Annotated in this window: 27 protein-coding genes and 1 tRNA gene; 17 read left to right on the top strand and 11 right to left on the bottom strand. The window is 35.5% G+C overall.

Annotated elements, in window-relative coordinates; translation table 11 throughout:
* Positions 1–1,230 carry an MFS transporter gene (locus AC27VX_RS20135; RefSeq protein WP_488697536.1) on the bottom strand — a complete coding sequence of 410 codons (1,230 nt, stop codon included), beginning with the start codon at positions 1,228–1,230 and terminating at the stop codon, positions 1–3.
* A gap of 123 nt (positions 1,231–1,353) precedes the next feature.
* On the opposite strand from AC27VX_RS20135, the gene AC27VX_RS20130 reads away from it, so the two are divergent.
* Positions 1,354–2,259, top strand: coding sequence for an AraC family transcriptional regulator (locus AC27VX_RS20130; RefSeq protein ID WP_236855964.1), 906 nt, complete (start codon positions 1,354–1,356; stop codon positions 2,257–2,259).
* 229 nt (positions 2,260–2,488) lie between these two features.
* Here the strand turns inward: AC27VX_RS20130 and AC27VX_RS20125 are convergent, their stop codons facing one another.
* Entirely contained in the window at positions 2,489–3,043 is a 555-nt protein-coding gene (locus tag AC27VX_RS20125; protein ID WP_236855965.1) for a thioredoxin family protein, read from the bottom strand.
* Between the two features lie 154 nt (positions 3,044–3,197).
* Between AC27VX_RS20125 and AC27VX_RS20120 the strand changes: the two genes are divergently transcribed.
* The 4 genes from AC27VX_RS20120 to AC27VX_RS20105 all read left to right on the top strand — a co-directional run bounded on the left by AC27VX_RS20120 (position 3,198) and on the right by AC27VX_RS20105 (position 10,125).
* Positions 3,198–3,794 (top strand): TetR/AcrR family transcriptional regulator, encoded by a 597-nt coding sequence (locus tag AC27VX_RS20120; protein ID WP_236855966.1) that lies wholly within the window; start codon positions 3,198–3,200, stop codon positions 3,792–3,794.
* 368 nt (positions 3,795–4,162) lie between these two features.
* A complete protein-coding gene (locus tag AC27VX_RS20115) occupies positions 4,163–5,323 on the top strand; it encodes an efflux RND transporter periplasmic adaptor subunit (protein ID WP_236855967.1) in 1,161 nt (386 codons plus the stop codon).
* Between the two features lie 39 nt (positions 5,324–5,362).
* Positions 5,363–8,542: an efflux RND transporter permease subunit gene (locus tag AC27VX_RS20110; protein ID WP_236855968.1), complete on the top strand. Its 3,180-nt coding sequence runs from the start codon at positions 5,363–5,365 to the stop codon at positions 8,540–8,542.
* 170 nt (positions 8,543–8,712) lie between these two features.
* Complete coding sequence (locus tag AC27VX_RS20105; RefSeq protein WP_300690405.1) at positions 8,713–10,125, top strand: efflux transporter outer membrane subunit; 1,413 nt, start codon at positions 8,713–8,715, stop codon at positions 10,123–10,125.
* Positions 10,126–10,320: 195 nt separating this feature from the next.
* On the opposite strand, the gene miaA is transcribed toward AC27VX_RS20105, so the two are convergent.
* Entirely contained in the window at positions 10,321–11,235 is a 915-nt protein-coding gene (gene miaA, locus AC27VX_RS20100; protein WP_488697532.1) for a tRNA (adenosine(37)-N6)-dimethylallyltransferase MiaA, read from the bottom strand.
* A 94-nt stretch (positions 11,236–11,329) separates the two neighbouring features.
* On the opposite strand from miaA, the gene AC27VX_RS20095 reads away from it, so the two are divergent.
* The 3 genes from AC27VX_RS20095 to nadA all read left to right on the top strand — a co-directional run bounded on the left by AC27VX_RS20095 (position 11,330) and on the right by nadA (position 13,969).
* Entirely contained in the window at positions 11,330–12,187 is an 858-nt protein-coding gene (locus AC27VX_RS20095; RefSeq protein ID WP_236855971.1) for a YicC family protein, read from the top strand.
* Between the two features lie 82 nt (positions 12,188–12,269).
* On the top strand, positions 12,270–12,836 hold the full coding sequence (gene gmk / locus AC27VX_RS20090) for a guanylate kinase (protein ID WP_236855972.1): 567 nt from the start codon (positions 12,270–12,272) through the stop codon (positions 12,834–12,836).
* A 113-nt stretch (positions 12,837–12,949) separates the two neighbouring features.
* Positions 12,950–13,969 carry a quinolinate synthase NadA gene (gene nadA / locus AC27VX_RS20085; RefSeq protein ID WP_236855973.1) on the top strand — a complete coding sequence of 340 codons (1,020 nt, stop codon included), beginning with the start codon at positions 12,950–12,952 and terminating at the stop codon, positions 13,967–13,969.
* A 55-nt stretch (positions 13,970–14,024) separates the two neighbouring features.
* Here nadA and AC27VX_RS20080 read toward each other — a convergent pair whose 3' ends face one another.
* The 6 genes from AC27VX_RS20080 to AC27VX_RS20055 all read right to left on the bottom strand — a co-directional run bounded on the left by AC27VX_RS20080 (position 14,025) and on the right by AC27VX_RS20055 (position 15,597).
* Positions 14,025–14,234 (bottom strand): hypothetical protein, encoded by a 210-nt coding sequence (locus tag AC27VX_RS20080; protein ID WP_300690414.1) that lies wholly within the window; start codon positions 14,232–14,234, stop codon positions 14,025–14,027.
* 39 nt (positions 14,235–14,273) lie between these two features.
* Positions 14,274–14,477: a bacteriocin-like protein gene (locus tag AC27VX_RS20075; RefSeq protein WP_300690417.1), complete on the bottom strand. Its 204-nt coding sequence runs from the start codon at positions 14,475–14,477 to the stop codon at positions 14,274–14,276.
* 32 nt (positions 14,478–14,509) lie between these two features.
* Positions 14,510–14,719 (bottom strand): hypothetical protein, encoded by a 210-nt coding sequence (locus AC27VX_RS20070; RefSeq protein WP_236855975.1) that lies wholly within the window; start codon positions 14,717–14,719, stop codon positions 14,510–14,512.
* 26 nt (positions 14,720–14,745) lie between these two features.
* Positions 14,746–14,916: a bacteriocin-like protein gene (locus AC27VX_RS20065; protein WP_236855976.1), complete on the bottom strand. Its 171-nt coding sequence runs from the start codon at positions 14,914–14,916 to the stop codon at positions 14,746–14,748.
* A 59-nt stretch (positions 14,917–14,975) separates the two neighbouring features.
* Complete coding sequence (locus AC27VX_RS20060; protein WP_236855977.1) at positions 14,976–15,167, bottom strand: hypothetical protein; 192 nt, start codon at positions 15,165–15,167, stop codon at positions 14,976–14,978.
* A gap of 232 nt (positions 15,168–15,399) precedes the next feature.
* Complete coding sequence (locus tag AC27VX_RS20055; protein ID WP_488697528.1) at positions 15,400–15,597, bottom strand: bacteriocin-like protein; 198 nt, start codon at positions 15,595–15,597, stop codon at positions 15,400–15,402.
* 233 nt (positions 15,598–15,830) lie between these two features.
* On the opposite strand from AC27VX_RS20055, the gene AC27VX_RS20050 reads away from it, so the two are divergent.
* The 5 genes from AC27VX_RS20050 (at position 15,831) to AC27VX_RS20030 (ending at position 18,478) form a co-directional block, all read left to right on the top strand.
* The gene (locus tag AC27VX_RS20050; protein WP_488697578.1) at positions 15,831–16,046 is read left to right on the top strand and encodes a hypothetical protein; all 216 of its coding nucleotides are present in this window, start codon (positions 15,831–15,833) and stop codon (positions 16,044–16,046) included.
* Positions 16,047–16,050: 4 nt separating this feature from the next.
* Entirely contained in the window at positions 16,051–16,419 is a 369-nt protein-coding gene (gene folB, locus AC27VX_RS20045) for a dihydroneopterin aldolase (protein ID WP_236855978.1), read from the top strand.
* A gap of 35 nt (positions 16,420–16,454) precedes the next feature.
* Positions 16,455–17,819 (top strand): DUF4403 family protein, encoded by a 1,365-nt coding sequence (locus AC27VX_RS20040; protein WP_236855979.1) that lies wholly within the window; start codon positions 16,455–16,457, stop codon positions 17,817–17,819.
* Between the two features lie 32 nt (positions 17,820–17,851).
* A complete protein-coding gene (locus AC27VX_RS20035) occupies positions 17,852–18,349 on the top strand; it encodes an RDD family protein (RefSeq protein ID WP_236855980.1) in 498 nt (165 codons plus the stop codon).
* Positions 18,350–18,407: 58 nt separating this feature from the next.
* Positions 18,408–18,478, top strand: a tRNA-Cys gene (locus AC27VX_RS20030).
* A gap of 93 nt (positions 18,479–18,571) precedes the next feature.
* Here the strand turns inward: AC27VX_RS20030 and AC27VX_RS20025 are convergent.
* Positions 18,572–18,730, bottom strand: coding sequence for a transposase (locus AC27VX_RS20025; RefSeq protein ID WP_488697525.1), 159 nt, complete (start codon positions 18,728–18,730; stop codon positions 18,572–18,574).
* Positions 18,731–19,899: 1,169 nt separating this feature from the next.
* Here AC27VX_RS20025 and AC27VX_RS20020 point away from each other — a divergent pair.
* A complete protein-coding gene (locus tag AC27VX_RS20020; protein ID WP_300690427.1) occupies positions 19,900–20,730 on the top strand; it encodes a glycosyltransferase family 2 protein in 831 nt (276 codons plus the stop codon).
* Positions 20,731–20,991: 261 nt separating this feature from the next.
* Here the strand turns inward: AC27VX_RS20020 and AC27VX_RS20015 are convergent, their stop codons facing one another.
* Complete coding sequence (locus AC27VX_RS20015) at positions 20,992–21,426, bottom strand: hypothetical protein (protein ID WP_236855982.1); 435 nt, start codon at positions 21,424–21,426, stop codon at positions 20,992–20,994.
* Positions 21,427–21,689: 263 nt separating this feature from the next.
* Between AC27VX_RS20015 and AC27VX_RS20010 the strand changes: the two genes are divergently transcribed.
* The 3 genes from AC27VX_RS20010 to aroC are packed head-to-tail and all read left to right on the top strand — an operon-like array spanning position 21,690 to position 25,045.
* Positions 21,690–22,232 carry a YMGG-like glycine zipper-containing protein gene (locus tag AC27VX_RS20010; protein WP_300690429.1) on the top strand — a complete coding sequence of 181 codons (543 nt, stop codon included), beginning with the start codon at positions 21,690–21,692 and terminating at the stop codon, positions 22,230–22,232.
* Between the two features lie 57 nt (positions 22,233–22,289).
* Positions 22,290–23,924 carry an LIC_10190 family membrane protein gene (locus AC27VX_RS20005; RefSeq protein ID WP_488697522.1) on the top strand — a complete coding sequence of 545 codons (1,635 nt, stop codon included), beginning with the start codon at positions 22,290–22,292 and terminating at the stop codon, positions 23,922–23,924.
* A 50-nt stretch (positions 23,925–23,974) separates the two neighbouring features.
* The gene (aroC, locus tag AC27VX_RS20000; protein WP_236855985.1) at positions 23,975–25,045 is read left to right on the top strand and encodes a chorismate synthase; all 1,071 of its coding nucleotides are present in this window, start codon (positions 23,975–23,977) and stop codon (positions 25,043–25,045) included.
* Positions 25,046–25,050 lie beyond the last annotated feature (5 nt).

The following is a 25,050-nucleotide window of genomic DNA, read 5'->3' as shown; positions in this document are numbered from 1 at the left end:
TTATTTTGTAGGATTTATTTTTAATTTATTCATGAAAACAGCTGATATGATCAATAATGAAAGCGGAATCAAGGAAAGGTAAAATGCCTGCTGCCCGCTAAATTCCTGAAATACAAAACCGGTGATAATAGAACCGATTGTTCCCCCGATTGCTGAAAAAACGACAATCAGACCAGACATTGCACTGTGTAAATATTTGGGTATGGAAGCCAGAATTACAGAATTAATGCTTGGATAAATAGGTGCTAACAGACCTCCCATCAAAGGAAAAAGATATACTACCAACGGAGCATTCATCCAGTTTGTATTGGTATCAATGTGGATGTTATGGGTAAGAGGCAATACTAAAAGTAAGCTTATTGCAAAACCAACAACACAAAATGAAACAACATAAATCCAGCTGAATTTTTTGGAAAAGAAACCTGATAAAAATCTGCCCAAAGCAAAAGCTCCCGCCAAAACGGCTCCTGCCTGAATACTCATTGAAGTTGGAACTTTTAAAATTTCCTTGTAAAATGTAGGTGTCCACGTCTGAAAGCTTTGCTCTACCAATACAAAAAGAAAGGCACACAGTAAAAAGCACAGCACTTTTTTATAACTGAAGAGACTGGCACTATTTTTCAGGTCACCCAATAAATCCGTTTTCTCACTTTTTGCTTCTTTCTCATTTAATTTTGAAAAGAATAAAAACAGAAATGACAAGGCGGAAAGGATTCCCAGCACCCAATATACGTTCAGCCAGTGCGTAGACTGCGGATTATGATCATCAATATATAAGCTGAATAAAATATTCCCTGCCAATACTCCGATCATAAAAAACCCTTCCAGAAATCCCATGAAGCTTGAGTGCTCTTTATCTGTTTCCGTTACCAGGCCAATAGAGGTGAAAACGGATATTTTGATCAATGCAAAGGAAACCCCGACAATAGCAAACAATAATTTGAAAACCCAAAAACTATTGGTAAACGGCATTACAAAACACATACAACTTACCAAAAATAAAGCGGTCAGCATTGAGTTTTTAATTCCGATCTTAGGCAGAAATGATGCTAAAATGAATGAACATACGGCAATCGGAAGATCTTTGAAACCTTCCAAAATACTGGCAGAAGATTTCGAGATTCCAAAGTTTTGCTGAACCTGCAGAATAACTGTTCCCACAGAATTCAAAAGAATTGCGAAAACAAAATAGTTCAAAAATAATACTGCCTTTATGTTGAAATTTTTCATAGAGATCATTTCTTGCCGGCTAAGATAGAAGCATTTCTATTAACGATAATTTAACACAGTAAATGAATATTTGAACTATATTAATATAATTAGTATTTTTAATGATTAAATATGATTAACTAAATGAAAGTTACTTTTGAAAGAGTCATACCTAGCGATAAGAGCTCGTTCCGTACGCTTCATAATAACTCCCCTATTTCAGAGTTCAAATGGGAATACCATTATCATCCTGAAATAGAACTCGTCTGTGTTATTACCGGGAGTGGCACCCGTCATGTGGGCTATCATAAAAGCAATTATACTAATGGAGATCTCGTTTTGATTGGTTCTAACATTCCCCATTCCGGATTTGGCCTGAATTCTATTGACCCACATGAAGAAATCGTACTGCAATTCAAAGAGGAAATTCTACAGTTCCCGCAGCAGGAGGTGGAAGCCAGATCTATTAAAAACTTACTGGAACTTTCAAAATATGGGATTCATTTTCATCATAAAGTAAAAAAAGCAATGCTTCCCAAACTTAAGATGATGCCTGAGCTTGAAGGCTATAAAAGATATTTATTGCTTTTGGATATTCTTTTTGAACTTTCGAAGTGTAAGGATTATGATCTTCTCAACAAAGAAATTATGCCCTATACCATTATTTCCAAGAATAAAACCCGTCTTGAAAATATCTTCACCTATGTAGAACATCATTATGATAAAGAAATTAATATTGAAGAAGTAGCAAAACTGGCCAATCTTACTTTACCCGCTTTCTGTAATTTCTTTAAAAAGGCAACCCAGATCACTTTCACAGAATTTGTAAACCGCTACCGAATCAACAAAGCCTGCCTACTGATGACCCAGGATAAGTCTATCTCTGAATGCAGCTACCAATGCGGGTTTAATAATGTGACCTATTTTAACAGGATGTTTAAGAAATATACAGGAAAAACCCCTTCTGAGTTTATTAAGAATTATTCTCATAATAAAGTGAGCGTGGATTTGAAAGTTGAAGGTGATGTAAAGGCTAAAGCCACCTTTTAAAAAATTGCGGGATTTTGCCAATAATTTTCAGTTTATGGAAAGCCGTAAGGGCAGGTAATTTACATAAGCTATTTTAGTACAATAATTTATGATCACTTTCCTGAGTGTAAATAAAAAAGTGTTATAATTTAAAAAGCTGTTCCAAAAAGAACAGCTTTATTTATTTAAAATAGAGATTGAGATGGGTCGGTCAAAATAACTTTCACCTCTCCATTTTCAATTGATCATCTTATTTCCATTTAATATTACATCCCATGCTAGGTCTCTGAATTTCTTCCTGAGGCTCGCCTGCCAAAAGATTTTCAAAAGCAATGATTAAATCTTCTCCGGTCACCTCCTTATTGTTTCCAGGTCTTGACTCGTCCATCTGACCTCTATATACAAGATCCAGCTTATCATCAAAGAAATAAAAATCAGGTGTACATGCCGCATCATATGCTTTGGCTACTGCCTGGCTTTCATCAAACAGATAAGGGAAATCGAATCCTCTTTCAATCTGGAATTCAATCATCTTTTCAGGAGAATCATCCGGATATTTTTCAATATTATTAGCATTGATGGCAATGAATTCAATTCCTTTTTCGTTGTAATCTTCATACAATTCGTTGATCTTATCGATTACATGAAGAACAAACGGGCAGTGGTTGCACATAAAGATTACCAATGTTCCTTTTTCTCCTTTCAGTTCTTCCAAAGACTGAATTTCATTGGTTTTTGACGGGTTAGGAAGTTCAAAAAACGGAGCTTTTGTTCCTAATGCCAACATATTTGAGGGAGTATTCATATCCTTTTTTCTTTAACGCAAAGATAGATATTTCTTTTATTAATAGCCCATTCGGGAATTTATAAACTTTAGTTAAATGTTAAAGTTTAAATAACCTTTGGAAGATATGGTTAAAAGTTTGTAGTTTTGCTAACACTGTTAGTAAAGAAATATCATGGGCCTACATGAACGCCGTCAAAGAGAAAAAGAATCCATCCGTGCAAATATCCTGCAGGCTGCATTTACTTTGGCCAAAACTGAGGGTTGGGCTTCACTTTCCATGCGTAAAATAGCGGATGCTATTGAATACAGCGCTCCTGTAGTGTATGATTATTTTGAAAACAAGGAAGCTATCTTGTTTGAAATTTCTCTGGATGGATTTCACAATTTACATATAGAATTATTAAAAGCTCAGAAAAAGCATGATACTCCGGAAGAGCAGCTTGTTGCCATTGTGGATGCGTACTGGAATTTTGCTTTTAAGAATAAAGAATACTACCAGCTTATGTTTGGTTTGGGAATGCAATGCTGTGGAAAAGGGCAGATGAAGAAAGAATTTTCATCATTCCAGGAGATGATTTATGAATGTACTTACGAGATTATCAAGAAAAGTGGTTCAAATCCAGATAATGCCTGTCATATGTCTCATGCACTGTTCTCAGCGGTACATGGTATGATCTCTATTATGATGATGCGTAATGCAGATATTCCATCTACCATGAATAAAACAACTTTAGACGAAACTGTTTCGGCTTTTATTAAGTCTTTGTAAATTTTTTTTGAATCAAAAATTAACACCGTTAGGAAATATAACACTTAGTTTGTTTAACGCACTGCAAATCGTAACTAAAAATTAAAACTATTTATGGGAAACCCCAACAAATTCAAAGATTGAAATCACTCATTTTTTTCATACGAATTAACACCGTTAGCAAAATTAACATACTTACACCTCATCTTTTATATATAGAACCAACATTAAACATTTTTTAAATTATGGAAACTATCGACTCTATTGCACATTAAAAAATTCTGCATTTTTTTTGAACAAATTATTAACACTGTTAGGAAAAAATACAGCATTTATTAAAGGAACATTACTTATCTCTAACACTTCATTAAAAAAAAATTAAACCCAAAATGAAAATACCTGGAAAAACAAGGTTTATTGTACTTATTTCAAGTATAATTCTTTTACAGAGCTGCACCAAAGCTGCAGAAGGATCCAATGCCGCTCCACCAGCTCCTGAACTTCCGGTTTATACCGTTACTACATCACCCGCTACTACATATCAGGAATTCCCTACTGCCCTTGAAGGTAAAAACAACGTAGAAATAAGATCTCAGGTAGATGGATATCTGGACAGAATCTATGTAGAAGAAGGAGCTTATGTAAGAGCCGGACAGCCTTTATTCAAAATAGATTCTAGAAGCTATGGCGAACAAATGAATATGGCACAAGCCAATCTTCAGGCAGCTAATGCCAATATTCAAAAAGCAAGAGTGGAAGTTGACAGACTTCAGCCGTTGGTAGCTGCGAAAGTAGTTTCTGATGTACAGCTTAAAACCGCACAAGCCAATTATCAGGCGGCAGTTGCTGCTGCTGCACAAGCCAGAGCTTCCGTAGGAAGTGCAAAAATCAATGTAGGATTTACAACCATTACAGCACCGGTAAGCGGTTATATTGGAAGAATTCCTTACAAAAAAGGAAGTCTGATCTCCAGAACAGACCCAAGTCCTTTGACTTTATTATCTGATATCAGTGAAATCTATGCCTATTTCTCATTAAGTGAACTTGACTTTATTGGATTCCAGAATAAATATCCCGGAGCGAGCCTGGAAGAGAAGCTGAAAAATATGCCAATGGTAGAATTGGTAATTGCTGACAACAGTACTTATCCTGAAAAAGGAAGATTAAGCATTGTGGACGGACAGTTTGATAAAACAACAGGTGCCATCAGTGTACGTGCCATTTTCCCTAATACCCACGGAACTTTAAGAACCGGAAATACAGGAAGAATACGTATGCCGCAACTGATCTCCAATGCAGTGGTGATCCCACAGGAATCTACTTTCGAAATACAGGATAAAACCTACGTATATGTAATGGATAAGAGTAAGAAAGTAACCGGAAGACCTATTAAAATATCTGGAAAAACCGATAGTTATTATTTTATTTCCGAAGGACTTTCTCCTGGAGAAAAGATAGTATATACAGGGATTGGAAGCTTAAAAGACGGTGCTCCTATCAGACCGAAAAATATTTCTTCTGACAGCTTGCTAAAAGCGAATCCTTTATAATTCACCCCGAATACAGAAGACTTAAAAAATAAACTTCTTATGTTAAAACAATTTATAGAAAGACCGGTCCTTTCAACGGTCATCTCCATAATACTCTTATTATTGGGAGCCCTGTCTCTCTTTAATTTACCGATTGCCCTCTTTCCAGATATCGCTCCACCAAGTGTTCAGGTAACGGCATTCTATCCCGGAGCTAACGCTGAGGTTGTTGCCCGGTCTGTAGCCACTCCTATTGAGGAAGCAGTGAACGGAGTTGAGAACATGACTTATATGACCTCCAACTCCAGCAATGACGGTACCATGACCCTGAGTGTTTTCTTCAAACAGGGAGCTGATGCCGATAATGCTGCAGTAAACGTACAGAACCGTGTATCAAAAGCAATGAGCCAGCTTCCTCAGGAGGTTGTACAAGCCGGAATCTCAACACAGAAAGTTCAGAACAGTATGATCATGTTCATGGGACTGACCAGTGAAAATGAAAAACAATATGATGAGCTATTCCTTCAAAACTACCTGAAGATTAATGTTATTCCACAGATACAGCGTATCCCGGGAGTAGCACAGGCTCAGGTATTTGGAACAAGAGATTATTCTATGAGAATCTGGCTGAAGCCAGATAGATTAGCGGCCAACAATCTTTCTCCGCAGGAGGTTCTTGGTGCCATCAAAGATCACAACCTTGAAGCTGCTCCAGGACGTCTTGGACAGGGAAGCAAGGAAACTTACGAGTATATCCTTAAATACAAAGGAAAACTTAGCAAAGGGGAAGATTATGAAAATATTGCTATTAAAGCCAATAGTGACGGATCATTCCTAAGACTGAAAGATGTAGCGAGAGTAGAATTTGGTTCTTATACTTATACAGCAACAAACAGAGTAGACGGAAAACCGGTGGCAGGATTTGCTATTTTACAGACTGCAGGTTCTAACGCAAATGAAATTCTTACAGAAATTGAAAAGCAGGTTAAGGTAATGGAGACTACTCTTCCAAAAGGAGTAAAGCCAATTATCATGTATAATTCTAAAGACTTTTTGGATGCTTCTATTCATCAGGTTGTTGAAACGTTAGTCATTGCATTCATTCTGGTATTTATTGTAGTATACATTTTCCTTCAGGATTTCAGATCTACATTAATTCCTGCGATTGCCGTACCGGTGGCCATTATCGGAACATTTTTCTTCCTGCAGTTATTTGGTTTCAGTATCAATATGCTTACGTTGTTTGCTTTGGTACTCGCCATTGGTATTGTAGTGGATGACGCAATTGTAGTAGTAGAAGCCGTCCATTCTAAAATGGAACAGACAGGAATGCCTGTAGAACATGCTACGATGAACTCTATGAGTGAAATTTCAGGAGCAATTATTTCTATTACACTGGTAATGTGTGCCGTGTTTATTCCGGTTGGTTTCATGCAGGGGCCCGCAGGAGTTTTCTACAGACAGTTTGCCTTTACATTAGCTATTGCCATTCTTATTTCTGCGGTAAACGCTTTGACATTGAGCCCGGCATTATGTGCTATGTTCTTAAATGATCCTCAGGGAGAGCATGGTGACCATGGTCATAAAAAAGGTTTTGGAGCAAGATTCTTCAACGCCTTCAATGCCAGCTTCAATACCATGACCCGAAAATATATTTACAGCCTCAAATTTTTAATTAAAAATAAATGGGTAGCGATAGGGGGTCTTGTAATAATAACTGCAGCAAGTGTCTTTCTGATCAAAAAAGCACCATCAGGATTTATTCCTACGGAAGACCAGGGATTTGTATTATATGCAGTGAATACTCCTCCGGGAAGTTCATTGGAAAGAACTCACAAAGCGACAGCACAAATTGATAAAATCATCAATGCCGAAAAGTCAACCAATCACCTTTGGGTAGCAGATGGGATGAACTTTATCAGTAACGCCAATGCTTCGCCTTACTCTGCTGGATTTATCAAACTTAAAGATTATGATAAACGTGGTGAGATGAAAGACCCGGATCAGATTGCAGCTATGCTGACAGGTAAAGTAAGCCAGGTAAAAGATGCCAATGCATTTTTCTTCAACTTCCCTACAATCCAGGGTTTTGGTAACGTTTCCGGATTTGAATTTATGCTTCAGGATAAAACCAATGGCTCTTTTGAACAATTGGGAACAACTACTCAGGCATTTATCGGAGAATTGATGAAACGTCCGGAGATTGCTTTTGCCTTTACAACTTATGCGGCAGGAAATCCACAGTACACTATTGATGTAGATACAGATAAAGCAAATCAGCTGGGAGTTTCTGTTACCGATCTGATGCAGACCATGCAGATTTACTACGGAAGTAGTTTCGTTTCAGATTTCAACAGATTTGGAAAATATTACAGAGTAATGGCTCAGGCAGATATTCCTTATCGTACTGATATCAACTCTCTGGAAGGTATTTATGTTAAAAACAAATCAGGAGAAATGGTTCCAGCTAAAACGTTAGTTACTTTAAAAAGAACTTTCGGACCTGAGACCGTAACCAGAAATAACCTATTCAACGCAGTAACGATCAACGGAACACCAAAACCAGGATACAGTACCGGAGATGCGATCAAGGCGGTGGAAGAAGTAGCTCAGAAATCACTTCCTAGAGGATATGGATATGAATGGACAGGGATTACCCGTGAAGAGATTAAAACAAGTGGCCAGACTTCATTTATCTTCTTTTTAAGTATTCTGTTCGTATACTTCTTGCTGGCAGCGCAATATGAAAGTTACATCCTTCCTTTTGCAATTATTCTTACCATTCCGACAGGTATTTTTGGAGTATTTGCCTTCACAGGATTAGCAGGAATTGATAATAATATCTATGTACAGGTCGGATTGATCATGCTGGTCGGACTATTAGCAAAAAATGCCATCCTTATTGTGGAATTTGCTGTACAAAGAAGAAAAGCAGGGAAATCACTGATAGAATCTGCTCTTCAGGCATCAAGATTACGTCTGAGACCAATTCTGATGACCTCTTTTGCCTTTATCGTAGGTATGCTTCCATTGGTATGGACGCAGGGAGCCTCTTCAAAAGGAAATCACTCTATTGGTTACAGTACCGTAGGAGGAATGCTTACTGGAGTTATATTTGGGATATTTATTATTCCGGTAATGTATGTAGTCTTCCAGTATCTGCATGAAAAAATGCCGAGCAGAAAAAAGAAAAGACTTCTGAAAAAACAACAGGAAGAACTTTTAGCTGCTACTCATTAATAAAAAATGAATTACAAAAACTTAGAGAAAATTTTAAGACCAAAAGATTAATTATTCTCTTATCTGTTCTTAATGGTTTAAAAAAGCTAAATATTTTCTCCTACTAAAGACAATTTTTGCATCAACTGAAACCTCTCTAAGTTTTGTATTCAATTAAAAGTTTAAAAACTATGAAAAGAGTAAAAAATATTATTCTAACATTTGCGATAGCTTTAGGCTCTGCTTCGTGTGTGTCCAAACTGGCATACACGGAGCCGGACCTTCCGCTTCCGGAAAAGTTCCAGTATACAGCAACTGCCGATACAGCCAGTGTTGCTAATCTGGAATGGAAACAGTTTTTCAATGATCCTATTTTACAGGGATTGATAGAAAAAGGAATTAAAAACAACTATGACCTGCAGATTGCATTAAAACAGGTTGCTGCTTCACAGGAAAAATTGAAGCAGGCAAAATATATGCAGTATCCTGACGTTGGCTTTGCAGTATCAGGACAGATTTCAAAGCCATCTAAAAACAGCATGAATGGTCAAAGCTTAAATTTATTTTTAGGACAAAGTCATGTTGAAGATTATAATGCAGCGTTCAATTTATCATGGGAAGCTGATATCTGGGGGAAAATAAAAAATCAGCAGGAAGTTTCAAGAATGCAGTATCTGCAAACGTATGAAGGTTCAAAAGCTGTCCAGACTCAGGTTGTAGCTGCCATTGCTCAGGGATATTATAATCTGCTGATGCTCGACAGACAGTTAACCATTGCAAAATCCAATCTAGAATTGAGCAGCAATACCCTATTGATTACACAGAAAATGTGGGAAAGCGGGGATACAACTTCTTTAGGAGTACAGCAGTCTGCTGCACAGAAGCAGGCAACAGAACTATTGATTTCCCAGCTGGAACAAAATATTGCCATTCAGGAGAATGCTCTCAGTATTCTGGTAGGTGAGACGCCTAACAAAGTAAGCAGAACAATTGAAATGTCTGACACTTCTTTACCTCAAACTATCTCTGCCGGACTTCCTGCAGCAATGGTAAGCCGTAGACCGGATGTACGCCAGCAGGAGCTTGTTTTATTACAGTCAAATGCAATGGTAGGAATTGCCCAGGCTAATATGTATCCTGCATTGAAAATTACGGCTAACGGAGGAGTGAATTCATTCAAAATTGATAACTGGTTTCAGATTCCGGCATCCCTATTCGGTTCCGTTCTGGGAGGGATTACCCAGCCTATTTTCCAGAAAAAACAATTAAAAACGGACCTGGAAGTAGCTAAAATTCAACGGGAACGGAACGTTCTGGCCTTCCGCCAATCGGTACTCAATGCTGTAGGCGAGGTTTCTGATGCATTAGTTTCCAATGAGAGTCTGAAGGTTCAGGAACAAAAGGCTGCTGAGCAGGCCAATACACTGAAAGATGGTATTAAAAGTGCACAGCTTCTTTACAAAGGAGGTTCAGCCAATTACCTGGAAGTGATTACAGCACAGGGAAATTCCCTACAGGCAGAGCTGAATCTGGCTTCCATTAAAAGACAGAGATTAAGCAGCATTGTAGACTTATACAGAGCGCTTGGAGGCGGTTGGAAGTAGTAAATTAAATTATATTTGTTGAAGTGCGGTTCTTTTGGACCGCATTTTTTTATGCTATGAATTTTAAGGATGATTATGCTTGTCATTCTGACGAATGAAGAATCTCATTGATTATTTTAAGATTCTTCATTCCACTTAGGAACTACGTTCGCAGACTTTCAGTCTGTATTCAGAATGACAAACTGGAAGCTTAATTTACTTCTGAAACTGCTCCGAAATCCATTGAAGCAAATCTTCAAAATCCTTTTCAGAGTATCCCAACTGCAAATAATAAATATCATCCGCCTTTCTATACCATGTCAGCTGACGTTTTGCATATCTCCGGCTGTTTTTCTTGATTTCGGAAACCGCAAAATCAAGATCCCATTCTCCATCAAAATATTTAAACAGTTCAGCATATCCCACAGTATTCAGAGCAGTCAGACCTTGGAATTTTTCAAGACCTTTTACCTCATCCATCAGACCTTTCTCCATCATTATATCCACTCTCCTGTTGATTCTGTCATACAGTTCTTCTCTTGGAGCTTCAATTCCGATTCTGATTACCCTAAAATCTCTGCCATTCTGGGAAACCGCAATATGCTCAGAATATTTTTTATCCGTCTGCCAGATAATATCAATTGCTCTTAGCAGCCTGCGGTGATTGTGAAGATCCACGACATTAAAATATTCAGGATCGAGCTCTTTTAAAATTTCCTGAAGTTTTTCTATACCTTCCTGCTCAAAAATTTCCTGAAGTTTCTCCTGATTTTCAGCATTAGCTTCAGGCAGATCATGCAGCCCTTCAATCAGTGCTTTTTCATACATCATACTTCCTCCCACAAGAATGACAGTATCATGGTCTTTAAAAAGTTCATTGAGCTTGTGCAGGGCATCTTCTTCGTACTGCCCTATAGAATAGTAGTCTTCAACTGAAAGATTTCCAATAAAATGATGAGGAGCTTCCGCCAGTTCTTCCTCGGAAGGAGCTGCCGTTCCTATTTTCATTTCTTTAAAAAACTGTCTGGAATCGCAGGAAATAACTTCTGTATTGAAATGTTGAGCCAAATCAATTGCCAGTCTCGTTTTACCAATCCCAGTGGGTCCTACTACAGAAATCAAATTTTTCATCAGTTCACGTTCATTATTTTATTGGTCAGATGTAATCTATACAGATTTCACTGTGCTAATTTAAATGTTTATCTTTGTACAACAATAAAAAACTATGATTTTATCAATGACCGGATTCGGTAGAGCCGAAGATGTTTTTGAAGGAAAAAAAATTACAATAGATATTAAATCACTGAACAGTAAGAGCTTTGATTTAAATATTAAAATTCCTTTACGATATAAAGAAAAAGAATTTGAGATCAGAAAAATTCTTAACGATAGAATTATCCGTGGAAAAGTAGACTGCTACGTTAATCTGGAGAATCTTGAAGAGTCTAATGATGTAAAAATAAATAAAAACTTAATTGATTCTTATGTTAAAGAATTGAGAAATATTGCATCAGACGGTCCAGATTTCGAATACCTTAAAATGGCTGTAAGACTTCCTGATGCGATCACTTCCAGACCTGACGAACTTACAGAAGGTGAATGGGAAGCTTTGGCTAAGATCGTTCATGCTGCGGTAGACCGTTTCGAAGAATTCAGAAAAACTGAAGGCAGCATTTTACATGAAGAATTAAACAGGAATATCCAGAATATTGATAAATATCTTGGTGAGGTGATTCCTTTTGAAGAGGAAAGAATCATCAGTGTAAAAGAACGTTACCAAAAGTCGTTGAAAGAATTCGAGAATGTAGATGAAACCCGTTTCTATCAGGAAATGGCTTATTTTACAGAAAAATTGGATATTTCAGAAGAAAAGGTAAGACTTGCCCAGCACCTGAAATATTATAAAGAAGTAATGGATAATGAATCCTTCAATGGGAAAAAACTAGGTTTTATTTCTCAGGAAATCGGAAGAGAGATCAATACATTAGGTTCTAAAGCCAATCATTCCGCAATTCAGAAATTGGTGGTGATGATGAAAGATGATCTGGAAAAAATAAAAGAACAAACGTTAAACGTACTGTAGTAGTTACGGGGTTCAAGATACAAGGTAATGGCCACTGGCCTCTAACCCGGAACTCTGAACCCGAAACCCGAAACTTAAGAACATGGATAAAGTAATTATATTTTCAGCACCATCGGGGAGCGGAAAAACTACATTGGTAAAATATTCTTTAGAAACATTTCCTGAACTGGAATTTTCTATTTCCTGTACTACAAGACAGCCGAGAGGAAGTGAAATTCATGCAGTGGATTATCATTTTTTAACACCTGATGAATTCAGACAGAAAATCTCCGAAAATGCTTTTGTGGAATATGAGGAAGTTTATACTGATAAATATTACGGTACTTTAAAATCCGAGGTAGAAAAAATCTGGAATCAGGGAAAAGTTGTTATTTTTGATGTAGATGTAAAAGGAGGTATTTCTCTGAAAAAATATTTTGGAGAAAAAGCGTTGTCTATTTTTATAGAACCCCCTTCCATCGAAGAACTGGAACGCAGATTGATTTCAAGAAACACAGATGATGCAGAAACCATCCAAACCCGTGTAGCAAAGGCAGAAGAAGAAATGTCTTATGCAGCCGAGTTTGACAAGATCGTAATTAATGCTGATCTTGATATAGCTAAAAAAGAAATAGAAAGTTTAATAAAAAGTTTTATAGAAAGCAATTAGAAGCTAGCAATCAGATGTTAGATTTTTAAATCAGGGAAAAAAATTCACCCTATTTTCAACCGACTTCTGATTTCTAACCTCCAACTTCTATAAAGAAAAAAATTGAGGTTGATATGAGTACCGAAACATTAGAAAAAGCTAAATCTGCAATTCCTGTGAGAGGATTTCTGGATATAAAAGATATAGCCATTCCTCAGGGAGAAGAGTTGGTAAAAGCCATTCTGAAATTGAAAGAGGAGAAAAACGCTGTCATTCTTGCCCATTATTACCAACCGGGAGAGATCCAGGATATCGCTGATTTCCTTGGAGATTCTTTACAGCTGGCAAGACAGGCAAAAGATACAAATGCTGATATGATTGTATTCTGCGGGGTACATTTCATGGCAGAAGCAGCAAAAATCCTGAATCCAACTAAAAAAGTAGTTCTTCCAGATACCATGGCAGGATGCTCTCTGGCTGACGGATGTTCGGGAGAAGGTTTGAGAAAAATGCGTGAGCAGCACCCTGATGCTTTAATTGCCACCTACATCAACTGTAATGCGGAAACCAAAGCCGAAAGTGATATCATTGTAACCAGCTCCAATGCGGAAACAGTAATTGAAGCCCTTCCAAAGGACAGACCTATTATTTTTGCACCGGATAAAAACCTGGGAAGATACCTTTCTAAAAAAACCGGACGTGACATGATTCTTTGGGATGGAAGCTGTGTAGTACACGAAGCTTTTTCTATGGAAAGAATTGCCAAACAATTGGCAGAAAATCCAGATGCAAAGCTGATTGCACACCCTGAAAGTGAGGAAACGGTTCTGAAACTGGCTCACTTTATAGGTTCCACTTCTGCCCTGCTGGATTATGTACAAAAAGATGAATGCCAAAAATTCATTATTGCAACAGAAGAAGGAATTCTGCACGAAATGAGAAAACGTGCTCCTCACAAAGAATTGATTCCTGCATTAGTTTTTGACGAAAGCTGTAACTGTTCAGAATGTTTTTATATGAAACGTAATACAATGGAAAAATTGTACTTATGTATGAAATATGAACTTCCTGAGATTCTTATCGACGAAGAATTAAGGTTAAGAGCTTTGAAGCCTATTGAAGCCATGCTTGATCTTTCAAAGAGTATAAAATAAACAAAAGCACTGTTTTCACAGTGCTTTTTTACTTTTATTCACAAAGTCTTTATGGCTACTCTGCAGTAATAAAAACAAAACAATCGGAGCTCACAAGAACACACATTCTGCATCTCTCTGATAACATCCAATATCCCTCACATGAAGGATCTGTGGATGAACCTGGTCCGAAAACAAGATGTGTAGGGCATCCATTACAGGTGGAAACACCCGCTCCATTCATTTGCTCGAGATCTCGTCTGTTCAATTTTTTTAAATTTTTCATAGTTGTTTTAATTTTGATCATTAAATACATATTCAAACTTTAAGACACTCCACCATCTGCACATTCCATACTAACGATGACACACATTTTACAACGTAGAGGAAGCATCTGGTAAGCCTCACAAGGGGCATCACCAGGTCCGTTTCCATATGTTGTATGCTGTGGGCATCCGGTACAATTAGAGGCACCTGCTCCATTTAATTTTCCAAGCTCTTTTCTGTTTAGTTTCTTAAGATTTTTCATAGTAGTTTTAATTTGGTATTGAATATATATATTTAATTATTAAAATCAGAATAATCCGGCCCGTAGCAATCTGTACTTACATCTACACATTGTCTGCAGCTCGCTGGCAGAGCCCAATAGCTCCAGCAGCTGTTGGTATATTCAGGTCCATCACCATAATTTCCACCTGTTGGACATCCTCCACATCCCTGTATTCCTTTTCCATTAATATTTTTCAGTTTTATTCTTGATAGCTTTTTCATGTTGTTCTATTTAATGTTTATTAAAATTACACCATTGGAGCATAACATGTTCCTCCGGGCTTTCTCCAGCATCCCCAGGCACCGCCGCCACGGAAGCACACAAATTGCTCACCGCCGCAAGCTTCAATCTGAACATCAGTGAAGCCGCCACTGATATTTTTCTTTTCTTCTCTGGATAATTTTTTAATTGTTTTCATAATAATTATTTTTTAAAATTACAGTAAAGAATATTGTTTTTCAAATTTGTTGTCTAAAACTAAAACGGTTCAAAACATTCATAACTTACCAAAACTCTTCCTTTACAACATTCTGGTAAACCATAATAATCTCCGCATGACCTTGGCTGATTAGGACCATAAGGACCATCAGGGCAATTTTCGTTGCATCCCCCTATTCCTCCATTGATTGATTTCAGATTTGCTCTGTTTAATTTCTTTGTTTTTTTCATAATAATTTGATTTAGTTCATTTTATAAATATAACAATTCCTTCCGTTTTAAATGAAAAAATTAATCACAATTGTAAAAATTAATGAAAAAAGCACTGTTTTAACAATGCTTTTGAATTTTAAAAACTGATTGATCTCATTTCAATCCGCCCCAAAATTGGTAGGTTCTGATAATAGATTGGTACTATAAGGTAATAAGGTCGTGCCTCGATCTTTTTTGTAATACTTTGTTTTTAAGCTTCAAGAACCATACAGCTATCTGGTCTGGACGGATCATAAGGGAAAAGATAAAGACAAACTCTATGGCCTTTTAAATCTGTACATACTGCACACCCCTTGGGTCCGCAGTCCAGATCCACCACACAATTGTCTGTTATACCTCCACTAATAGCTTTTAAGCTTTTCCTGTTTAATTTCTGAAAATTTTTCATGATTATTCTTATTATAGTTAATATTATAAATATAACATTTTTAATCAATTAAACCAATAAGACAAGTATATATTTCTCTTAAAAAGGAAATATATAATATTGTATTAAAAAATTTGTTATTTGAAAATTTCATCATGTTACAATGAATTTATTAAAAAACATATCAAATATTTCTGCCCTGAAATCACCTATTTCATGCATATCTTCTGTTGCTATTTTCATAACTCCAACGACTGTCCCACAAAAATATCTGCTGGAAAATCCTGATAAAAAGGTTTATTCTAGGGACAGCACATCCTGTAAAATTCCCTGATGCCGTAGAAAAAGCAATTCATATCTCGATTGAAATTCCGGAATCTCTGAACGACCTTATGAAAAAGGAGAAAAAAACTATTGAAATAAATTCAGATTTTGAAGAATTAAAACGATTTTTGCTGGGTAAAATTTAAGACAATGAGCAAAATATATCTTGAAGATGTAAAAATATATGCCTACCATGGTGTTCTTCCTGAAGAAAACATTATCGGAACGTATTACATTCTTAATGTGGAACTTCATACCGATCTTTGGAAAGCCGCAGAATCTGATGATCTGAGTGATACGATAAGCTATGCAGACATTAATGATATTCTACATCATGAAATGAAAGTAAAATCAAAGCTTCTGGAACATGTTGCAGGAAGGATCATTTCAAAGATTCAAAACAGCTTTGCACAGATCAGCTATATTAAATTAAAAATTACCAAAACCGCTCCCCCGATGCAGGGTGAGATGAAAGGCGCCAGTATTGAACTGGAAAAGAGCTTTAAACCGGAAAATTAGAATTCAAATTTTCATTCATAAAAAAACATCACAAATTGAAATCCGCTACACTATTATTTCTAGTAATTTTTATCAATGCTTTCGGCCAGACCGGTGTTGATAATCAATTGGCAAGCTATAACTTTCCAAAGATCAGATCAAGTATTACTATGCCGGTAACAATTCCCCTTTCGGAACTAAGCAATATGATCAATGCTTCTGTAAAAGATCTTATTTATCAGGATGACTCTTATACAGATAATAATAACGATCAGTTTAAAGTGAAAGTATGGAAAACAAGACCTATCCGTCTTGTAGGAGGAACCAGCCAGAATCTTCTGATTGAAGTCCCTTTAAAAATATGGGCAGAAAAAGGCATTGGTACTTTGGGGGTATATACCTATCAGAATACAACGTTTGAAACGGTAATGTCTTTTAATACGACAGTTACTTTTAAAAATAACTGGACTATTACTACCAATACACAGCCTAATGGATTCCGATGGGTTACAAAACCTGTACTTGACTATGGAAAAATACAGATTCCTATTACTTCTATTGTTGAAAAGAGCCTAAAAGAACAACAGGAAAAATTCTGCAAAACCATAGATCAGCAGATGGCTACCCAGCTGAATTTTCAGCAATATGCTTTAATGGCATGGAATACCTTTCTGCAGCCCTTCAATATTTCGGAGGAATATAATACTTGGCTGAAAGTAAGCCCCATAAGCGTCAATATTACTCCTTTAAAATTCTATGCAAATCAGATTAATGCCACCTTAGGAGTTGACATCTATTCCGAGACTTTTACCGGAAGTAAGCCGGCAGCTTCTTTACCGGTAACAACAGTTTCAAATTTTAATCCCACTCCTACCGTTGCAGATAATTTTGTTTTGCAGACCACGGCCAATATTCCTTTTACGGAAGCAAGCAGCATGGCCAGAAAAACGTTTTTAAATAAAGAATTTGATATACGTGACTCTAAGGTAAAAGTAACCGATATAAGAGTGTATGGTGTTGATAACAGAGTGGTTATTGAAGCACAGACTGATGGGTATATAAAAGGAACCTCTATTATTTCCGGAATTCCTGTCTATGATGAAGCTAAAAGAAAAATTGTTTTATCAGAAACCAAGTTTAAGCTGAAAACCACTAATATTTTATATAAAACAGCCTCTCTTCTATTTCAGGGGAAAATTGTAAAAATGATTGAAGAGGAATACGGTATCCCAACACAGGAACTGGAAGAAACCTCAAGAAAGAGCATTGAAGATGCTTTTAATAAAGAATATTATAAAGGATTAAAGATGAACGGAAAAGTTTTCAATCTTAAACCCAGTAAAATTTTGCTAAGCGACACAGGAATTACTGCTGTTATTGACACCAATGCTTCGCTAAAACTACTTGTCAACGGATTTTAAAACTAATAATAAACAAAAACTAATAACCAGAAATGAAAAATATTTTAAATATTGTTGAATACAATAAGGCTACACGTGGAATCAGATTCCTCAATTATATTATTGATCTCTTTGTTTTGATAGTGATCAATTATATTATTACGAATGTTTTTGGTATTCTTTATGAACTAACATCTATCGAGCTCTTCTACTTATATAATCACGGAGGAGTTTTTTGGGAACTCTTTATTGGCAACTTTAACTCTCTTATTTATTATTTTCTGATGGAAAACTATCTAAATGGAAGAAGTGTTTCAAAATATATCACCGGAACCAAAGTAATCAGTATAGATGGGACAAAGCCAAGCACCCAGCAGATTTTTTATAGAAGTCTTTCCAGAATTGTACCATTTGATGCACTCTCATTTCTCGGTATGAATGGCTGGCATGACAGTTGGAGTGAAACAAGAGTTGTTAACATCAAAAATTATGAGACTGAAAGACAGGCAAAAAGCGAAATTGACTCTCTTGGAAAGAAAGAAATTGCTTAAAAATTTTTGTTCATAAAGAAATTTTACTATATTTGCACACCTCAAAAATGGTAAAAATGGTACTTTGGCCGAGCGGCTAGGCAGTGGTCTGCAACACCATCTACAGCGGTTCGAATCCGCTAGGTACCTCATAAAAAACCTCTAATTTATTTTAGAGGTTTTTTTATTTTTATAGATGGCCACAAATGCACGAATTTTTGGATCAGGTGCAAAAGCTGGGGGCTAAGCAAAAAGTTTGGTTAATCTGAATAGGAAAAATGTTCTATCCTTCGCCCCTCTGAGCTGCATCCTAAAGTTTTTGATTTTAGCATTGAAAGATTCAGCCGCTGCGTTAGTACTTCTTTTATCAAAATAATTTAGAACATCTCTGTAATGGTGCATTATGGTCTTTCTTCAAAATAAATATGAAGTTCAGCAGAATGTTCTTCTGCTTTGAGGATATCAAAGTGTTCAACTAGAAATTCTGGAAGTAAAAATTTAAAAAGGTCGTAATCGCTTAGCATAAGACAAAAATACAACCAGTAAACATTCCCCTCAACTTTTGAGACTGATCCAGTATATCTCTAATTTATTTCAAATGAAATGAATTAAATTCCATTTACCAATAAACCATCATGGAGGGCAAAAAAAAATCCTCGGAAATTCCGAGGATAAAAACTAATAACCATGAAAACTCAAATTAAACATGAGTTGTGTTTGTATATTGAAAAATCGTGCCAAGATTTCGATTTTTGAAAAAAAAAATCAATTTATATCCTCAAAGAAAAATTACACATTTAATCATTTCTTTCTATTTTCATTACATCATTTAAAACACATATATAATTATTTATAATTAATTTAAATAAATTCAAAACACCAGCAGAATCCTTGAAAAAAAAATAATTCATTTTTTTTTAAAATAAAATTCACATTTAAAAATGAAAAATTCTCTAATAATTAATATGAGCTATAAATTAAAGAATATGGCAGAAAAATGATGCCTGTCAGAAATTACTGCCATTACAAAATAAGATAGCGTTTGAAACAAAAATTAAGTAATTTTTATTAGCAGCAAAAGACCAGAAATAAAAAAAGCCTCCAAAAAGGAGGCCTCAAAAAACACAAATGATGAAAAAAAAAAATTATTATAAATAAATTTATTCCGTTACTTATTATACTCCAAAGTTATACTACTGTTTATTTTTATTTTATGATTAGACTCATATTATATTACGATTATCCAAACCGCCATGCCAGTATAAAAACATAAGTTTGTTTTTTTGATCTGATCACCATTTACTCATTTTGCTACGATTCTATTTATCAAATAACGCAGTATTACTATTTTTCATTTAATTTTTTTTTAAGATATATTAAATTATCAAAATAAAATCAATCAATCCTATCTAATTCAGTATTATATTAACAATACAACAATCATAAAATAAACCTACAAGATAATTATCAATCTTAAAATATATAAAAAAAAAACAATATACACTATGATCAAGGATATGTTTTTACGGTATAATATTTTTTAATTTTACGGTAAATTAATTCAACATATCGTGATAAGTTTCTCTGTACTTATAGCCAACTATAACAATGGAAAGTATTTTAAGGAGTGCTACAACTCTTTAATGGATCAAACCTATGGAAATTGGGAAGTTGTAATCATTGATGACGCCTCTACAGATGATTCGGTAGAAATTATACAATCACTGATCAAAGATAATCCGCGATTTAAGCTTTATCATAATTCAACAAATCAGGGATGTGGCTTCACCAAAAGGGAATGCATAAAATATGCAGAAGGAGAAATATGTGCCTTCTTAGACCCGGACGATGCACTTTATCCACAAGCACTGGAACTGACCGCTCTGGAATTCTATCATAGAAATGATATCGTAGCCACTTATTCGCAAATGATGCTATGTAATGAATACCTTAACCCAGATAAGATCTATCAAGGAACAAAACAAATTTATAACAATCAGTTTTTCTTCAATTGCCCAATCCAATTTGCCCATTTCTTTGCTTTCAAAAAAGAAGTTTATGGGAAAACATCAGGTATCAATCCTAAATTAAAAAATGCTGTAGATCAGGATCTTTATTTAAAAATTCTGGAACATGGTGACATCAGATATATCAAAGAACCTCTATACTTATACAGACTTCACTCTAATGGAATTTCTCAGCACAATGCCAAGCAAAGTGCAAAAGAATCCTTCGCAAGAGTGATTCATGAAGCTATGAAAAGAAGAGGTCTTCGAAAAATAAACAATAAAAAAGTTCCAGAAAAATTTACAGATTCAAAAGAGATCTATGAACTGCTGAATTACCAAACTCACAAGCTTCATCGTTTGATTAACAAGATAAAAGTTTCTCTCAATATCTAGCGGCAAATTTATCAGTCATCTTATATTCCCTTCTAAATAGAAAAGCCTCCCAAAGAGGAGGCCTAAAAAACACAAATGATGAAAAAAATCTATTTAGAAAAATCCAAACAGAATATTGTTGGATTATTTACTTTTTTATCTGTTCTTCTCTTAAAAAGAGGTCACCCTATTAAAGTAAACAACTACTTATAGCTCTATATTGATTCAAATTCTCATGCAGAGAATCTGTAAAAGTAGATGTGTCTTTTATCTTACATCATATTATTCTTCCCAAATAATAGGGATATATACTGTAATATATCCATCTGCATCTACGTTGGCTTCAGAAACAGTAGCAATTATTGTTCCATAACCTACCCAGTGACCTTGCCCCTGTCTGCCTGAAAAAGAATATACGCCTGCAGGTATTTCTTCAGAATACTGAGGAAGTAATACAGAGCCATCACTGTAGTAGATTTCTCCAGTACATGTATTTTCAGCAGTAAAACCATCCAGATCATGAGTTCCAGATAGCATTTTCGTTCCATCTTTTGCAAGAAGGCCGTAGCGGATTTTAAATGTTTGGGCTTTAGTTTGTTTGTTATGCATTTCAGAACAAACTCCAGAAGGTACCTCTATAAGATCTCTGGAAGAAAACGAAGTTGCAACGGCTAGTACTCCTACAAAAGCCGAAACTGTAAAAATTGATTTTTTCATATTAAAAAAATTTGGTTCTCAAAAATAGTCAACTTATATGAATTCAATGAAAATTATTAGTGAACTATAAATTATAAATATTTATTTTTTACAATTCAAATATCCCCAGGGCGACCATGAACAGGAGAAAAATTGGCAAAAAAGGATCAGTAACGAAACTGTCTGATTTTTTTTTAACACTTATTAACTGAAATTTGGCTCTATAATTGAAAATAAAACTAAAATTAAAGCCGTTTTGGTTTAAGCTTATTAAAATTTGAATTATGAACAAGATAGTATTAGCAGGGATTTTATCCGTTTTTTTATTAACGGCCTGCAAGAAAGATGACAGGACAGCTGAAAAGTCACTAGAAGAACAAAAGCTTGAGTTTCAAGCGAGACAGCTTGACATAGAAAAGCAAAAGCTAGCTATTGAAAAAGAAAGACTGGTATACGAAGTTCAGAAAAAGGCGGACAGTATCTCAGAAACTAAAAAAGCAAAGGCTACCGCTGAAAGTAATTCAAAACCACAGGTAATCAGAGAAACAAGAACTGTCTATAGAGACAGAAATTCCAATTCAGGAAATAATGGTTCGTATGCAGATAATGGAAACAGCGCTTCACAAGGAACTACTAAAAAGAAGGGTATGAGTAAAGCAGCCAAAGGAACTATCATTGGGACCGTAGGAGGTGCGGCTGTAGGTGCCATTGTTGCGAAGAACAACAGAGGTTTAGGTGCTGTAATCGGAGGTGTAGTAGGTGGTGCTACAGGTTATACAATCGGTAGATCAAAAGATAGAAAAGACGGAAGAGTACAACCCCGCTAGACTATTTTTTACTATAATATATAATAAAGATTGCTTATTTTTAAGCAATCTTTTTTTATGATATCCATTCTCCTTTCTTCTATTCTTATGATTCCGGTCTTAGCAGGCTGGGGAAAACTCATGGATTTAATTTCAGGAGAGTTAATTCAGGGAATTTCCGGAAAAATTCTATCTGGAATACTGGGAATAAGTCTGGTATGGACCGTGATTTCTTTTTTCACTCCATTAACCATCTATATAGAAATTCCCACGCTACTACTGGGATTATTTTCTTTTTTCAAGAATAAGCTTCATCAGGAATTCTATAGGTTTTCAAAAAAAAACTATTATCTGGGGGGATTCGCTTCTTTTATTATTGTATTGGGGGGATCTTATTACCCTTATATATTAGATCATTTTGGTTATTATATTCCTACAATCAAGTGGATAACAGAATATGGATTAATTAAAGGAATCTCAAACCTGGATCTTACTTTGGGACAAATGTCGGTCTGGCATATTTTTCAGGCTGGATTTTCAAATTTTTCGGATCCATTTTTAAGGATGAACACGATTCTGCTGATTATTTATTCCATCTATAGTATTGAAAAGAAAAACTGGATACATTTTTGTTTTCTTCCTGTTCTTCTGTTATTTTCACAATCTCCAAGTCCCGATCTTCCTGTGATGATCTTTTCCCTGATTATTTTAAATGAAATCATCACAGGAAATAAAAATATACTTCTTCTCTTTGCCTTTTCAGTATTTGTGTTTACTATAAAACCAACTATGATATGGCTTCCCATATTGGTTTTCCTCTGTTCTCTTTTTATATTCAAATCAAATTTCAAGAAACTTTTATTAGGAGCGGGCATCCTTCTTCTATTCTTCATAAAAAATATGTGGACCTTTGGTTACCCAATTTTTCCAGTAGCTATAGGTGATTGGGGACTGTCATGGAAACCCAATCCGGAAGTTTTAAAAATCTCATCTCAATATGCCATCCTGAAAACATATGACATGCAGTATTCTTATGAAGAAATTCAGCAATTTTCAGTCTACGAGTATATTAAAAACTGGTTCTTACTTGAAGGGATCAAATCAGTCATCAACATTCTTTTTATTCTGAGCCTTATTGTTTTTTCTGTATTTGCCTGCATCAAAAAAAGAAAGCTTATTACTTTAATATGTATTTCATTACTGATAAAAAGTGTGCTTATACTATTTTTTTCAGCTCAATACAGATTTTTCATAGATGTATTTTTTGTCATCTTTTTCGTAATGTGTTATGAGTACTTTAATAAAAGAAAATCAATCATCGTTTTTTCAGTGTTCAGTGTATTCATTATTTCAATAATATCTTTCCCAAACCTTATTCAAAAATATATTCCAAGCTTCAGACCTGGAAATTTTATGGTGGGATTTGAAAAAGAACAGCTTTATCAACCTTCAACCTACGAATACCATCAATTCGATAATTATAAAGTCGGCAATTTAAAATTCAATGTTTCCAAAGACTATCCTTATAGCTTTGATACACCATTGCCTTCTATTTCCCCTAGCTATATTAATGACGATAACAAGGCGGGAATTTTCCCTCAGCTTATTGATAAAAAAGACATCAGAAAAGGATTTATCTGGAAGAGAATGAATTCTGATGAAAAAAAGGAGGCAGAAAAAGTGATCAATAATATCGAAAACACTGATAAATAGAACAAATCCAGAAACTTTATTATTTGGAGAAAAAAAGGTAATTTTGTATTATGTTCAATACATTAGGTAATCTTCTTAGTCTTACAACATTTGGAGAAAGTCACGGAGTGGCTTACGGTGGTATCATTAATAATTTTCCGGCAGGTTTAACGGTAGATCTTGATCAGGTTCAGTATGAGCTGAACCGAAGAAAACCCGGCCAGTCCGCAATCGTTACACAAAGAAAAGAAAGTGACACAGTAAAGTTTCTTTCAGGAATCTTTGATGGGAAAACAACAGGTACACCCATTGGTTTTATCATCGAAAACGAGAATCAGAAATCAAAAGATTATGACCATATTGCAGGTGCATATCGTCCAAGTCATGCAGATTTCACTTATGATCAGAAATTTGGTTTCAGAGACCATCGCGGCGGGGGAAAATCTTCAGCAAGAGAAACGATGAACTGGGTAGTGGCAGGAGCTCTTGCCAAGCAGCTTTTACCCGATATTGAAATCAATGCTTACGTTTCTTCCGTAGGTGATATTTTCTGTGAAAAACCCTATCAGGCTTTAGATTTTTCTAAAACTGAAAGCAATGATGTCCGTTGCCCTGATGCTGAGACTGCTGAAAAAATGATTGCCAGAATCAAAGAAATCAAAAAAGAAGGGAATACTATTGGCGGAACAATTACCTGTGTAATTAAAAATGTTCCAGTAGGAATTGGAGAACCTATATTCTCAAAACTTCAGGCTGAACTTGCAAAAGCAATGCTGAATATCAATGCCTGTAAAGGTTTTGAATACGGAAGCGGTTTCTGTGGTGCTAAAATGACAGGAAAAGAGCATAATGATGCTTTCAATACAGATTTTACTACAAAATCTAACCTTTCCGGTGGTATTCAGGGAGGAATTTCCAACGGGATGGATATTTATTTCCGTGTTGCATTCAAACCTGTGGCTACTATTCTAAGACCTCAGGACAGCATTGACAAAGATGGAAATCCTGTGATCGTAGAAGGAAAAGGACGTCATGATCCATGTGTGGTTCCCAGAGCAGTTCCTGTAGTGGAAAGCCTTGCAGCATTTGTATTGGCTGATCTGTTTCTGATCAATAAAACAAGAAACATCAACAATTTTTAACATAA

This window comes from Chryseobacterium sp. 14P4.3.2 (assembly GCF_057799275.1).
Note: the sequence above shows the minus strand (reverse complement) of the source record. Positions and strands in the feature narration are given on the sequence as shown.